Here is a 15,177-nt window from a genome sequence, read left to right as displayed (position 1 = left end):
ACGTAGTCTACAAAGGCGCATGTTAACGCCGTTGTTGCGCGCTGTCGGCACGCACCTGTGGGCCCTGCTCGTGCTGCTGGCCTGTGTTGGCGGGGCACGGGCGGAGGATGGCTATGCGCTGTGGATGCGCTACCAGCCGGTTGCCGCAACGGTCGCTGCCGATTACCGGCGGCAACTGGCCGAAGTGGTGGCCCCGGATCGCACGCCAATGCAGCGCGCCACCCGCGACGAGCTTGCGCGCAGCCTCCCTGGATTGCTGGGAGCGTCGCCGCCAATGCGAACGGCAATCAGTACCGAGCGTGCCCTGGTGCTGGGCACGCCGCAATCTTCGACACTCGTCGCCGCGTACGGCAACGAGATCGCCACGTTGGGCAACGAGGGGTTCCTGATCCGGCGGGTCCGGATCGAGGGGCGCGACGTGCTGCTTGTGGCGGCACGCCAGGATGTCGGCGTGCTGTATGGCATGTTCCATCTGCTGCGGCTGATGCAGCGTGGCACCCCACTGCAGGCGCTGGATGTGCGTGAGTCGCCGCAGGTCGCACTGCGTGTGCTCAACCATTGGGACAACCTGGATCGTTACGTCGAGCGTGGCTATGCAGGCAGCTCGCTGTGGGACTGGCAGACGTTGCCGCAGTGGCGTGAGCCGCGCTACACCGACTACGCCCGTGCCAACGCCTCGCTCGGCATCAACGGCACCGTCCTCAACAACGTCAATGCCAGTGCGCTGAGCCTGTCGCCGGCCTATCTGGCCAAGGCCGCCGCGCTGGCCGACCTGTTCCGGCCCTATGGCATCCGGGTCTACCTGAGCGCGCGCTTCAGTGCGCCGATCGAGCTTGGCGGCCTGGCAACGGCTGATCCGCTGGATCCGGCTGTGCGGCGCTGGTGGCGCGACAAGGTCGATGAGATCCATGCGCGCATTCCGGATTTTGGCGGTTTCCTGGTCAAGGCGAACTCGGAGGGGCAACCCGGCCCGCAGGATTACGGTCGTTCCCATGCCGACGGCGCCAACCTGCTGGCCGAGGCACTGGCGCCCTACAACGGCGTAGTGATGTGGCGCGCCTTCGTGTACTCGCACCAGGTTCCCGAAGATCGCGCCAAGCAGGCGTACAGCGAGTTTGTCGGGCTGGACGGTGCCTTCCGCCCCAACGTGATCGTGCAGGTGAAGAACGGTCCCATCGACTTCCAGCCGCGCGAGCCGTTCCATCCGCTGTTCGGCGCCATGCCACGCACGCCGCTGATGATGGAACTGCAGATCACCAAGGAGTACCTGGGTTTTGCGACGCACCTGGTGTACCTGGGAACGCTTTACGAAGAAGTGCTGCAGGCCGACACCCATGCACGTGGCGAGGGCTCCACGGTCGCCCGCGTGATCGACGGCTCGTTGGAAGGTCATGCACTGACCGGCATCGCCGGCGTTGCGAACATTGGCGTAGACCGCACCTGGAGCGGCTCGCATTTCGACCAGGCCAACTGGTACGCGTTCGGGCGACTGGCATGGAATCCGCAGCAGTCCGCGCGCGGCATTGCCGAGGACTGGGCCGCGCTGACCTTCTCGCCCGACCCGCAGGTGACCGGCCCGATCGTGCGGATGATGATGGACTCGCGCGAGGCGGCAGTGGACTACATGACGCCGCTTGGGTTGCATCACCTCATGGCACGCGGCCATCACTACGGTCCCGGCCCCTGGGTGGACGGCGGCCCGCGTGCGGACTGGACGTCGGTCTACTACCACCGTGCAGACCGCAACGGCATCGGCTTTGACCGCAGCGCAAGCGGAAGCAACGCCGTGGGGCAGTACTTCCCGCCGGTTGCCGGGGTTTATGGCGATCCGGCGCGGGTGCCCGAGTCGCTGCTGCTGTGGTTCCATCACGTGCCGTGGGACCGCCGCATGCGCTCGGGCAGGACGCTGTGGGACGAACTGGTCGGGCGCTATTCGCGGGGTGTGCGCCAGGTGCAGTCGATGCAGGCGACCTGGGCGGGCCTGCGCGACCGGATCGATCCGCAGCGGCACCAGCAGGTGGCGGCGTTCCTGCAGATCCAGCGCGAGGAAGCGCAGTGGTGGCGCGATGCCAGTGTGGCGTACTTCCAGTCAGTCAGCGGCCGACCGCTGCCGGCGGGAGAACGGCCACCGCCACAGCCGTTGTCGTACTACCAGGCGTTGCAGTTTCCCTTCGCACCCGGAGATGGGCGATGAACCGGTTCGGATGGTCCGCGCGCGCGGCGGCGTTGATGGTGCTGGCGTGGCTTGCCGCACCGGTGGCGGCCGGCGAAACGACGGGTTTGCTGCACCCGCTGTTCCAGGACCATGCGGTCCTGCAGCGCGACCGGCCGATCACCGTCTGGGGCCAGGCAAGCCCTGGGCAGGCGGTATCGGCCACCTTCGCGGGCCAGACGGTGGCCACACAGGCCGATAGGGCAGGCCGCTGGCAGGCCATGTTCCCCGCCATCGCCGCAGGCGGCCCGTACACCCTCGAGGCAACCGCCGGGACCCGGCGTGAGACGGCGCAGGATCTTCTGGTCGGCGACGTCTGGTTGTGCGCGGGGCAGTCGAACATGGAGCTGCCGGTCTGGCGCTCGCTCAACGCAGCCAGCGAGATCGCCTCGGCCACGCTGCCACGGATCCGGCTGTTCAGCGTGCCGAAGGACGCGGCCGTGCAGGCGCAGGAGAGCTTCAAGGGTGACCCTGGATGGACGCGGGCAACGCCCGATTCGGTGCGCGGTTTCTCTGCAGCCTGCTTCTATTTCGCCCGCGAACTGCAGCGCACGGTTGCCGTACCGATGGGGCTGATCCAGGCAGCGTGGGGCGGCTCGCGGATCGAGGCCTGGACCAGTACCGATGCCCTGCGCGGGCAAGGTGGCATGGACGAGGCCCTCGATATTCTCGCGCGCTCTGCCCGTGATCCGCTGGAGGCACGCGCAGCCTGGGGCCGCCACTGGCAGCACTGGTGGGAGACGCGCGAAGGGGCGCTGCCGGGCGACGCACCTTGGCGCGCGGATACCGATGACCGCGCATGGTCGCACGCACCGGCCACACTGGGCGCATGGGAGCGGTGGAACGAGCCCGCGCTTGCCGATTACAACGGCATGGTCTGGTATCGCACGCAGGTGGTGCTGAGCGCTGAACAGGCTGCACGCGGCGCGACCCTGGAGCTGGCATCGGCCGACGAGGTGGACGTGACCTGGGTGAACGGGGTCGCCGTCGGCAGCCAGTACGGCGCCGGCCAGAGGCGCTATCCGTTGCCGAGTGGCCTGTTGAAGGCGGGATCCAACAGCATTGCGGTCAACGTGCTGGACACCTACGGCGAAGGCGGCCTGGCCGGCCCCTCAACGGCATACGGCCTGCAGTTCGATAACGGCGAGCGCGTGGCACTGCAGGGCCTCTGGAAATACCGGGTGGCGGCGGGCCAGCAGGCGCCGCCTTTCGCGCCATGGCAGGCCGCCACCGGGCTGTCGACGCTGTACAACGGGATGATCGCACCGCTCGGGGGCTTCGGGCTGCGCGGCATGCTCTGGTATCAAGGTGAATCGAACACCAGCGATGGTGCGGCGTATGCGATGCGGTTGCGTGCGCTGCGCGAGGACTGGCGGCGGCAGTTCGGTGCGCGCACGCCACTGCTGCTGGTGCAGCTGGCCGGCTACGGCCAGCCGCCGGTTGTGCCCGCCGCCAGCGGTTGGGCGCAGGTGCGTGAGGCGCAGCGGCGCGTCGCCGCCGAGGATGCGCGGAGCGGGCTCGCCATTGCCATCGACATCGGCGACGCCTACGACATCCATCCGCCGAACAAGCAGGAGCTCGGGCGCCGCCTGGCGCGCGTGGCGCGCCACGTGGTGTACGGCAAGCAGGACGTGGCGCCGTCGGGTCCGCGAGCGGTAACGGCCGTGCGGACGCCCGCTGGCGTGGCCATTGCGTTCGAGGATGTCGAAGGCGTGCTCACCGCGACCGGCGCGCTGCGTCCGATTGGTTTTGAACTGTGCGGGACCAGGGGTGATACCCGCCACTGCGACTACGGCGACGCCGAACTGGATGGGCGCCGGATCCTGCTGCGCGGCCCGCTGTCGACGCACGCAACGCATGTCCGCTATTGCTGGGCCGATGGCCCGGTGTGCACGCTACGCGACCGCAGCGGGGCACCGGCAGGCCCGTTCGAACTTCCCATTGCCGAAGCCGAGACGCGACGATGATGACGTTGTCCACGCAGTCCCCTCCGGTCCGCGACAGGGCCGGCCTGAGGTCGATGGCGCGCCACCTGCTGGCGGCGGCACTCCTGCTGTCGGCCGCAACCAGCCCGGCCAGCGCGCCGCCGGACGCACCGCCGGTGTACTTCGACTGGTTCGAATACCGCGGCAACGACGCGGCCTTCGACACGCCGCTGCCGGCCGGCCACTACCGCAATCCGGTGCTGGCCGGCTTCCATGCCGATCCCAGCATCGTGAGCGCGAACGGCCGGTTCTACCTGGTCAATTCCAGCTTCACCTATTTCCCGGGCATTCCGGTGTTCGAGAGTGCCGACCTGGTTCACTGGAAGCAGATCGGCAACGTGATCGACCGCGCCACGCAGCTGGATTTCGACGGGCTGAGCGTCTCGCGCGGCATCTTCGCGCCCACCATCGAATACCACGATGGGGTCTTCTACGTGGTGACCACGGCCACCGACAGTGGTGGCAACTTCATTGCCACCGCGCGCGACCCGGCCGGTCCGTGGTCCGATCCGCACTGGCTGCCCGGCATCGATGGCATCGATCCATCACTGTTCTTCGATGACGACGGCAAGGTGTACCTGGTCAACAACGATGCACCGCCCGGCCCGCCGCGCTACGACGGGCACCGCGCCATCTGGATGCAGCAGATCGATCTGGCTGCCTTCAAGCCGGTCGGGCCGCGCCGGGTGCTGGTCGACGCGGGCGTGGAGCCGGCGAAGAACCCGATCTGGATCGAAGGACCCCACATCTACAAGCGCCAGGGCTGGTATTACCTGTCCGATGCCGAAGGCGGCACCGGGCCGCAGCACTCCCAGGTGGTGCTCCGCAGTCGCACCGTGTGGGGCCCGTATGACCCCTACGCGGGCAATCCGATCCTGACCCAGCGCGAGCTGCCCGACGACCGACCGCTACCGATCACCAATGCCGGCCATGCCGACCTGGTTGAAGGCCCGGACGGTTCGTGGTGGGCGGTGTTCCTGGCCAGCCGCAACTATCAGACGCGGCACTACAACACCGGGCGCGAGACCTATCTGCTGCCGGTGCGCTGGCAGGACGGCTGGCCACGGATCCTGCCGGCCGACCAGCCCATCCCCTACGTGGTCAAGGCGCCGTCGTGGATGCAGGGCGAGGCATCCCAGGCCCCCTCGACCGGCAACTTCGTCGAGCGCGACAACTTCGATGGACCGAGGCTCGATCGCCAGTGGCTGCGCGTGCGGGTGCCCAAGCACGCCTGGGCCGACCTGGCCACGCGCCCGGGAATGCTGGCCGTGCACCCGCTTGCCGAGGATCTGGACACGCTGCGCAATCCCGCGTTCCTTGGCCGACGCCAGCAGCACCTGCGCTTCGAGGCGAGCGCCGCGATGAGCCGACCGGGGCCTGGCGTGGCGGCCGGCCTGGCGGCGTTCCAGAGCGAGGCGTACTGGTACTTCCTTGGCGTTCGCAGCCTTCCGGACGAGCGACTTTCGCTCTTCCTGGAAGTTCGTGATGGCGGTGGCAGTACGCGCATCGTGGCGACCCGCGAGGTGCGGGCACCGGACGCGTTGCGCCTGAAGATCGACGGCAACGAGGGCGACTACGCGTTCTCGTTCGATACCGGCGACGGGCAGGGCTGGCAACTGCTTGCAGGCAAGGTGGATGGCACCGTTCTGAGCACGGACCGGGCGGGCGGCTTCGTAGGCGCACTGCTGGGTCCCTTCGCGCGCGATGAGCGCACCGGGAGAAGCAAATGAGGCTGTCGCTGTCGTCCAACGCCCGTCGCCGCACGTTGCGCCGCGGGCTCACTGTGTTCGTTCTGACCTGCATCGCGGCGGCCGCATCCGCAGCCGCGCCGCGGCCCTGGCTGGACGTTTCGGCCAGCTTCGAGCAACGGGCTGCCTCACTCGTCGCGCAGATGACGCTGGAAGAGAAAGCCGCGCAGATGCAGAACGCCGCGCCGGCAATCGAACGCCTGGGTGTGCCCGCCTACGACTGGTGGAATGAGGGACTGCATGGCGTGGCACGGGCAGGGCAGGCCACGGTCTTTCCGCAGGCGATCGGCCTGGCCGCGACCTTCGATGTGCCGTTGATGGGGCAGGTGGCCACGACGATCAGCGATGAGGCCCGCGCAAAGCACCACCAGTTCCTCCGCGAAGGCGCGCACGGCCGTTACCAGGGGCTGACCTTCTGGTCGCCGAACGTCAACGTCTTCCGCGACCCGCGCTGGGGCCGCGGACAGGAAACCTATGGCGAGGACCCGTACCTCACCGCGCGCATGGGCGTGGCCTTCGTACGTGGCCTGCAGGGCGACGACCCCGTCTACCGCAAGCTGGACGCCACCGCCAAGCATCTGGCCGTGCACAGCGGGCCCGAGGCCGACCGCCATCACTTCGATGCACGGCCCAGCCGGCGCGACCTGTATGACACCTACCTGCCGGCATTCGAGGCGCTGGTCAAGGAGGGCGACGTCGATGCTGTGATGGGCGCCTACAACCGCGTGTACGGCGAGTCCGCCAGTGCCAGCCGTTTCCTGCTGCGCGATGTGCTGCGACGCGACTGGGGCTTCAAGGGCTACGTGGTCTCGGACTGCTGGGCCATCGTCGACATCTGGAAGCACCACCATATCGTGACCACGCGCGAAGCCGCTGCGGCGCTGGCGGTCAGGAATGGCACCGAGCTGGAATGCGGCCAGGAGTACGCCACGCTTCCGTCGGCCGTGCGTCAGGGTTTGATCAGCGAAGCGGAGATCGACGATGCGGTGACCCGTCTGTTCACCGCACGGATGCGCCTGGGCATGTTCGACCCGCCGGAGCGGGTGCGCTGGGCGCGCATTCCGGCCTCGGTGAACCAGGCCCCGGCACATGATGCGCTGGCGCTCAAGGCCGCGCAGGCGTCGCTGGTGCTGCTGAAGAACGACGGCATCCTGCCGCTGTCACGCGACATCAAGCGCATTGCCGTGGTCGGACCCACTGCCGACGACACCATGGCGCTGCTCGGCAACTACTTCGGCACACCGGCCGCGCCGGTCACGATCCTGCAGGGCATACGCGAGGCGGCCAAGGGCGTCGAGGTTCGCTATGCCCGCGGCGTGGACCTGGTGGAGGGCCGCGACGATCCCGGTGCCACGCCGTTGATCGAGCCGACCTTCCTGCGGCCTTCGGCGGACTCGCCCGAGCGTGGCCTGCGTGGCGAGTACTTCCGCACGCCCGACCTGTCCGGTACGCCGGCCCTGGTGCGTACCGACGCGCAGATCGGCTTCCGCTGGGACCGCGGCTCGCCGACCGACAACCTGCTGGCACGCGGCGAAGCGGCACCGGGGCAGGGGATCCCGAACGACCGCTTCAGCATCCGCTGGAGCGGCCAACTGCTGCCACCCGTGTCCGGCCGCTACCGGCTGGAGGTGGCCGGCGACGATGGCTACCGCCTGTACCTGGACGGCAAGCGCGTGATCGATCACTGGGTGAACACAGATCGCCTGCATGCCGAGGGCATCGAACTGGAGCTGCAGGCCGGGCGTGCCTACGCGATGACGCTGGAGTACTACGACGACGAGCGCGATGCCGGCGTGCGCCTGGGCTGGCGCATGCCCGGCGCCAAGGCGCCGTTCGATGAAGCGCTCGATGCCGCACGCGAAGCCGATGTGGTGGTGTTCGTCGGTGGCCTTACCGGCGATGTCGAAGGCGAGGAAATGACGGTCAACTATCCAGGCTTTGCCGGTGGCGACCGTACCGACCTGCGGTTGCCCGCGCCGCAGCGCACCCTGCTGGAGGCCCTGCACGCTACCGGCAAGCCGGTGGTGATGGTGCTCACCGGCGGCTCGGCCATTGCCGTGGACTGGGCGCAGTCGCATCTGCCGGCGATCCTGATGAGCTGGTACCCCGGGCAGCGCGGCGGCACCGCCGTCGGCCAGGCGCTGTTCGGCGACATCAATCCCGCCGGCCGGTTGCCAGTGACGTTCTACAAGGCCAGCGAAGCGTTGCCGGCATTCGACGACTACGCCATGGAGGGCCGCACCTATCGCTACTTCCGCGGCACGCCGCTTTATCCGTTCGGTCACGGTCTGTCGTACACGCGGTTCGACTATGGAACGCTCCGCCTCGATGCAGGCAGCCTCCGCGCCGATGGCCGCCTGGGCGTTGCGGTCGATGTGACCAACGCAGGCACGCGCAGCGGTGACGAAGTGGTGCAGCTGTACGTGCGGCGCGAGCACGCTGGCAGCGGCGATGCCGTGCAGGAGCTGCGTGGCTTCCAGCGGATCCATCTGGCCCCGGGCGAACACCGCACGGTGACGTTCACCCTGGAGGCAGCGCAGGCCCTGCGCCACTATGACGAAGCGCGCGCCGCGTATGAGGTGCGGCCCGGTGCCTACGAGGTCAGGGTGGGGGCGTCCAGTGCCGATGCACGCGCGCAGGGCAGGTTCACGGTGGTGTCCGCGCATGACTGATCGCTCTCGCCGGCATCGATTTCCCTCCGCCCAGATCCCTTTTCCAGGACGTCCGCTGCATGGCAAGCACTGAACACGCGCTATCGGTACGCGAGAAGCTCGGCTACAGCCTGGGCGATCTCGCCGCCAACCTGATCTTCCAGACCCTGATCACCTACCTGGCGTTCTTCTACACCGACGTCTACCGCCTGCCAGCTGCGACCGCGGCCACGATCATCTTCGTGGTGGGCCTGCTGGGTGCGTTCGTGTTCACGCCGTTGATCGGCATCGCGGCTGACCGGACGACCACCCGTTGGGGCCGCTTCCGGCCGTGGATCCTGTGGACGGCCATTCCTTTTGGCGTACTGTCCCTGCTGGCGTTCAGCACGCCGGACCTGGGCGAGCGCGGAAAGGTGATCTATGCACTGGCCACCTACGCGCTGCTGGTGTGCGTGTACGCAGCGAACAACCTGCCGTACTCGGCGCTGAGCGGCGTGCTGACCGGCAGCATGGCCCAGCGCAACAGCCTTTCGGCCTACCGCTTCGTGGCCGTGATGATCGCGCAGTTCATCATCCAGGTGCTGCTGATGCCGCTGGTGCTGATCCTGGGTGACGGCGACCGGGTGCGCGGCTTCGAGCAGGTCATGACCGCATTCGCCATCATCGGCACGGCGTTCTTCCTGATCACGTTCGCCACCACCCGCGAACGCATCGTGCCGACGCGCGAACAGACCGGCGGCATAGTGCAGGACCTGTCGGACCTGCTGCACAACCGTCCGTGGCAGGTGATGCTGGCCCTGACCGTGCTGGTGTTCATCAACCTGGCATTGAAGGGCGGTACCTACATCTATTACTTCCAGTACTACATGAGTGAAGCGGCGCTGGCCGGCTTCCTTGAAAACTCGGGGTTCAACGGCCTGGTCAGCGCGTTGAATGCTGCGCTGGCCAGCGCCGGCTTCGCTGCGTTCACCTGGCCGAAGGACGCGGCCACCTCGGCGTTCAGCCTGTTCAACGCGTGCGGCATCCTCTGCATGATCCTGGGTATCGGCGCATCGCGACGGCTGGCGGACCGCTTCGGCAAGCGCGACGTCTTCGGTGGCGCCCTGTTTGTCTCGACCCTGTTCCTGCTTGCCTTCTACCTGTTTCCACCCACGGCGGTGGCGGTGGCGTTCGGCGCCTTCATGCTGCATGGCTTCTGCTACGGCATCACCATCCCGTTGCTGTGGGCGATGATCGCCGACGTCGCGGACTACTCGGAGTGGAAGAACCATCGGCGGGCAACCGCGATCATTTTCTCGGCGATGCTGTGCGGGCTGAAGATCGGCCTCAGCGTGGGCGGCGCGCTGGTCGCCGCGATCCTCGCCCACTACGGCTACCAGGCCGGCCTGGCGCAGCAGCCTGAGGCCGTGGTGCAGGGCATCCGCCTGACCGTAAGCGTCTACTGCTCCCTTCCTTTCCTGCTCGCCGTGGCGCTGCTGGTCTTCTACAGGATCGACAAGCGCACCGAAACCCGCATCGAGCAGGACCTCCACCTGCGTCGCCGTTCCGCCGACGCCTCCGTGTAACTCCAAGATGACGACCATGATCGACCTCTCTGCCGGCGAAGACGGCCAGGCCAGCGAAGCCCGTCTTGCGCAGCTCACCGCGCACGCCATTTCGCAACCGCTGGTGACCCACATCTATACCGCCGACCCTTCGGCGCATGTGTTCGAGGGGCGCCTGTACATCTATCCGTCGCACGACATCGACGGCGGCCAGCCATTCGACGACGAAGGTGGCCACTTCGGCATGCAGGATTATCATGTGCTGAAGATGGATACGCCCGACGGCACGGCCGTCGATTGCGGCATGGCGTTGCATGTGCGCGATGTGCCCTGGGCCCGGAAACAGATGTGGGCCCCCGATGCCGCCTGCCGTGATGGCCGCTACTACCTCTACTTCCCGGCCAAGGATGCCGAGGGCCGGTTCCGCATCGGCGTGGCGATCGGTGCGCGGCCGGAGGGCCCGTTCGTGCCCCAGCCGGAGCCGATCAAGGGTGCGTACTCGATCGACCCGGCCGTGTTCGAAGACGAGGATGGCAGCCACTACCTGTACTTCGGCGGCATATGGGGCGGGCAGCTGCAGAAGTATCGTGACAACCAGTACAGCGAGGCCCACGAGGAGCCCGAGGGCAGCGCACCGGCGCTGGGCCCGCGCGTGGGCCGCCTGGATGCCGGCATGACCGAGCTGGCCGAACCCACCCGCGAAGTGCAGATCCTGGATGAGCATGGCCAGCCGCTGCGCGCGGACGACCATGCGCGCCGCTTCTTCGAAGGTCCGTGGCTGCACAGGTACCAGGGTCGCTACTACCTGTCGTACTCCACTGGCAACACCCACCAGCTGTGCTACGCCATCGGCGACAGCCCGTATGGACCGTTCACCTACGCTGGCGTGATCCTCACCCCCGTGGTCGGTTGGACCACCCACCACTCCATCTGCCAGTTCGAAGGACAGTGGTACCTGTTCTATCACGATGCACTGATGTCCGGCGGCATCACCCACCTGCGCTCGGCCAAGTGCACGCCGCTGCACATGGAGCCGGACGGAAGCATCCGCACGATCAACCCGTATGGGGCCTGAGCGGATGCTGCCGGTGGATGATGCGCTGGCTCCGCTGCCAGCCGGCGAGCTGCACTGGCTGAGGTGCGGCGAACTGGAGGTTGCGTTCGCCGCAGGGGCGGGCGGGCGCGTGGCGCACCTGCGCTACCAGGGCGTGGAATGGCTGGTGGATGCGCAGCAGGCAGGCCCGGCGGCGATCGCGTGGGGCTGCTACCCGATGGTGCCGTGGGCCGGGCGCATCCGCCGTGGACAGTTCCATTTTGACGGCAGGCCGCATCGGCTGCCGCTCAACTTCGACGGGCACGCCATTCATGGGGTGGGTTTCTCGCGACCCTGGCGGATCGACCGCTTGGACGCGGCGGCAGCCCGGTTGTCGCTGGAGCTGCCGAGCGACGGCTACTGGCCTTTCGGTGGCGCTGCCGTGCTGGACCTGCAGTTGCAGGCTCACAGCCTGCAGATGGACCTCTCGGTCCAGGCCGGCGGGCAGGCGATGCCGGCGGTGCTGGGCTGGCACCCCTGGTTCCGGAAGCCGGAACGACTGCTGTTCAGTCCTCGCTCGATGTATCCGCGGGACAGGGAAGGTATTGCCACGCTGCCCCGCGTGGAGCCCACCACCGGCCCCTGGGATGACTGCTTCATCGCCGACGGTGACATCACGCTGATACGCGAAGGCCAGCACCTGCGGCTGAGGTCGGACCACGACCACTGGGTGGTCTACGATGGTACGCCGCACGCCACCTGTGTCGAGCCGCAGAGCGGCCCGCCAGATGGCTACACCCTGGCACCGCACCGGCTGGAGCCCGGCCAGCGCCTCGCGTTGACGTTCGAACTGGCGTGGGCGGCGGACAGCACCTGAAACCCGGCCAGGGCAGGAAATCACCCGGATGGCGGGCGGTCGGTACGCCGCCTGGACCGGCCGGGGACCCGGTGCCTGACACGGGCCGCGCCCCAGGACCACCTGACATTTCCTACAGGTTCCAGTCGATCCGCATGCCCGCGATCAGCGCATCCGGCAGGTCATGCTGGCGTGCGGGCTCATTGAACTGGTCGGGGTGCACGATGTAGTGCAGGTTCGGTGCAACACGAAGCTGCGGGGTGAGCTGGATGCCATAGCTCAGCTCCATCATCACCTGGCTCCCGTGCGGGGTGCCGCTGCCACCGGCTGCGGCGCGGGCGAGGCGCAGGTCTTCCAGCGCGATGCTGCTGTACTTCTGCTGGGTCACGACGAAAGCGATGCTGTCCTGCGGCCGCCGGGCGAACGTGCCTTTCTGCACCAGCCCGGCCTGCAGGAAATGATCCTCGATCAACTGGCCGGAGGTGCCCTTGAGCGCCGCACCGAAAAGGGTCAGGCCGCGGCCGGCACCATCACTGGTGAGTTGCTGCTCGAAGCGGGCGAACGCACCGGAGCGACCGTGACGCGTCGCGTACTCCTGGCCACTGAGCAGCGCGGGAATGCCGTTGGCATCGCGCAGCGGATCGCGATAGGTCGAGTTGTCCTGCCAACCACCGAGTTCGTAGCGGGCTTTCAGTCGTGCCGAAGCAGGGCTGCGCCAGCCGATCGTGTAGGGCACGATCCAGCCGGTGGCCTGGTTCGTATTCCACTTCAGGCCATGCTGGCCATCCTCGGCCTGGCTGGGATCAACCTGGTAGGCGCCGACGCGGACATAGACATCGGGCGTGACCCAGGCCGTGGCATCGGCCATCCAGCTCGATACCGGCCACCAGGTGAAACTGCTGGTGCGGAATACGTAGGTCGGGTTGCCACAGGCCGAGTTGCCCTGGAAGTACTGGCACAGGTCCGAACCCAGGTGGTGGATGTTGGCGACGCTGCGCCCTGCTTCCAGCACCAACCGGTCGTTGAACAACTTCTGTTCGAGGGTCAGGTTGGCCAGGCGCGTGCCCTGGCCGCCGTAGATTTCCTGCACCGAGGTGCTGTTGCCTGTACTGCTGTTGGCGAGATTGGTGCCATGGCGGTTGATGCCGTAGGCCTTGACCGTCGCACCTCGCCAGCCAAACGCCGCGTCCAGGTCCACGTCGGCACCGAACATCAGCTGGCCGGCATAGGCCGTGCCGCTGCGCTTGCCACCGTCGAGCGTGGCGGCCGCTTCGCCGGTGTAGGCGAGCTTCGGAGCGAAGACGTCGCTCGCGTCGGCGGCTGCGGCCAGTGATGGCAGGGCCAGCAGGATCACTGTCGGCAGCAGGCGGCGGGAAGGGGAGGTCATGGGCGGGTTCCTTTTACAGGGTGGGAGCCGTGACCGGCTTCTTGAGCACGCGCAGCGCGACCGCGGTGACGGCCACGCCGGCCACGAGTGCCAGCAGGTAGATGCCAAGGTGGGTGACTGCGTTCGGGATCGGCAGCACGAACACGCCGCCATGCGGCACCTTCAGTTCGACGCCTGCGGCCATCGAGATCGCACCGGCCACGGCAGAACCAAGGATCAGCGCCGGAATGGTGCGCAGCGGATCACGCGCGGCGTAGGGGATCGCGCCTTCGGTCACGAAACTGAGGCCAAGCACGCCAGCGGCACCGGCCGTGCCACGCTCCTCGGCAGTGAAACGGTTGCTGAACAGCCATGTCGCCAGTGCGATACCCAGCGGCGGCGTCATGCCGCCGATCATCGTCGCCGCCATCGGCGTGTAGACCTGGCTGGAAATCAATGCGGTGGAGAAGGCGTAGGACGCCTTGTTGACGGGTCCGCCCATGTCCACCGCCATCATGCCGCCCAGCAGCAGGCCAAGCAGGATCGCGCTGCTGCCTTGCATGCCGCGCAGCCAGTCGGTCAGCCACGCCAGCAGCCCAGCCACCGGCGTACCGATCACGTACATCATCAACAGGCCGACCAGCAGTGTGCCCAGCACTGGCAGGATCAGCACCGGCTTGAGGCCTTCCAGGCTGCGCGGCAGGCGCAGCGCACGGTTGATCCAATGCACGCCGTAGCCGGCGATGAAACCGGCCAGGATGCCGCCGATGAAGCCCGCATCCATGTTGACTGCCACCAATCCCCCGATCATGCCCGGGGCGATGCCCGGGCGATCGGCGATGGAGTAGGCGATGTAGCCGGCCAGTGCCGGCACCATCAGCATGAAGCCGGACTTGGCGCCGATCTGGAACAGCGACCAGGCCAGCGTGCCCTTGTGTGCATCGTCGAAGGCATAGATGCCGCCGAGCGCGAACGCCAGTGCGATCAGCAGGCCACCGGCAGTGACGAACGGCAGCATGAACGACACGCCGGTCATCAGGTGCTTGTAGGGGCCGGTGACCCTGGCCTTCTCGGTGGTGCGACCTGAAGCCACCGTGCCGGTCTGCACGCCAGCCTCGGCCAGCGCCTTGCGGATCAGGTTCTGGCCGTCATTGATCGCCGGCTTGGTGCCGCTCCTGAACAGGCGTTTGCCAGCAAAGCGCGACAGATCGACTTCGCGGTCGGCGGCGATCAGCACCAGGTCGGCGGCAGCGATTTCGCCGTCGCTCAACGCATCCTGCGCGCCGACCGAGCCCTGGGTTTCCACCCGGATCGCGTGGCCCAGTGCCTTGGCCGCCTGCTGCAGGCCTTCGGCCGCCATGAACGTGTGGGCGATGCCGGTCGGGCAGGAGGTGACGGCGACGATGCGCTTGCCCGCGTCATCCCTGGAAGGGGGTGGCGATGCTGCGGCGAGCTGCGCCAGCACGGCGAGCGGGTCGTCCAGCACTTCACCGAGGCCGGCGCGCACGATCTGGGCATTGCCGAAGCGGGCGCTGTCCGCCTCGCCGTCACCCACCAGCAGCAGCTGCGTTGCGGCGGCAGCCTGCGCGTCGGGCAATGCCCCGGTCACGCCCTGATCGCTGCGGATTTCGATCGCCAATTCGACCCTTTGCTGGCGTGCGGCGCGGCGCAGCGCTTCGGCGGCAAGAACGGCCTCGATGCTGCGTTCGCCAGCGGCGATGACTACGGTGGAAGCTTGCATGGCAACTCCTGGAATTCTTCGGGTTCGTCCTTGCAGCAGGG

9 protein-coding genes are annotated in these 15,177 nt (G+C 67.7%); 7 read left to right on the top strand and 2 right to left on the bottom strand.

Annotated features, from left to right (window positions below):
* Positions 1–19: 19 nt before the first annotated feature.
* From AC5P5W_RS17360 to AC5P5W_RS17330, 7 genes are read left to right on the top strand one after another with little or no spacing between them, the layout of a single operon-like run.
* A complete protein-coding gene (locus tag AC5P5W_RS17360; protein WP_126412254.1) occupies positions 20–2,194 on the top strand; it encodes an alpha-glucuronidase family glycosyl hydrolase in 2,175 nt (724 codons plus the stop codon).
* The gene (locus AC5P5W_RS17355; protein ID WP_197574209.1) at positions 2,191–4,179 is read left to right on the top strand and encodes a sialate O-acetylesterase; all 1,989 of its coding nucleotides are present in this window, start codon (positions 2,191–2,193) and stop codon (positions 4,177–4,179) included. The genes AC5P5W_RS17360 and AC5P5W_RS17355 overlap by 4 nt, the downstream gene beginning before the upstream one ends.
* A gap of 53 nt (positions 4,180–4,232) precedes the next feature.
* On the top strand, positions 4,233–5,927 hold the full coding sequence (locus AC5P5W_RS17350) for a family 43 glycosylhydrolase (protein ID WP_126412252.1): 1,695 nt from the start codon (positions 4,233–4,235) through the stop codon (positions 5,925–5,927).
* Complete coding sequence (locus AC5P5W_RS17345; RefSeq protein WP_495221311.1) at positions 5,924–8,617, top strand: glycoside hydrolase family 3 protein; 2,694 nt, start codon at positions 5,924–5,926, stop codon at positions 8,615–8,617. The genes AC5P5W_RS17350 and AC5P5W_RS17345 overlap by 4 nt, the downstream gene beginning before the upstream one ends.
* A 59-nt stretch (positions 8,618–8,676) precedes the next feature.
* Positions 8,677–10,161 (top strand): MFS transporter, encoded by a 1,485-nt coding sequence (locus tag AC5P5W_RS17340; protein ID WP_049439691.1) that lies wholly within the window; start codon positions 8,677–8,679, stop codon positions 10,159–10,161.
* 16 nt (positions 10,162–10,177) lie between these two features.
* Complete coding sequence (locus AC5P5W_RS17335) at positions 10,178–11,215, top strand: glycoside hydrolase family 43 protein (RefSeq protein WP_049439693.1); 1,038 nt, start codon at positions 10,178–10,180, stop codon at positions 11,213–11,215.
* Positions 11,205–12,050, top strand: a complete 846-nt coding sequence (locus AC5P5W_RS17330) for an aldose epimerase family protein (RefSeq protein WP_142234747.1) — start codon at positions 11,205–11,207, stop codon at positions 12,048–12,050. The genes AC5P5W_RS17335 and AC5P5W_RS17330 overlap by 11 nt, the downstream gene beginning before the upstream one ends.
* Before the next feature lie 112 nt (positions 12,051–12,162).
* Here the strand turns inward: AC5P5W_RS17330 and AC5P5W_RS17325 are convergent, their stop codons facing one another.
* Positions 12,163–13,416 (bottom strand): carbohydrate porin, encoded by a 1,254-nt coding sequence (locus AC5P5W_RS17325; RefSeq protein WP_142234746.1) that lies wholly within the window; start codon positions 13,414–13,416, stop codon positions 12,163–12,165.
* Between the two features lie 13 nt (positions 13,417–13,429).
* Positions 13,430–15,136, bottom strand: coding sequence for a fructose-specific PTS transporter subunit EIIC (locus AC5P5W_RS17320; protein WP_197574208.1), 1,707 nt, complete (start codon positions 15,134–15,136; stop codon positions 13,430–13,432).
* Positions 15,137–15,177 lie beyond the last annotated feature (41 nt).

The organism is Stenotrophomonas sp. YJH_SMC_123, assembly GCF_059368215.1.
Note: the sequence above shows the minus strand (reverse complement) of the source record. Positions and strands in the feature narration are given on the sequence as shown.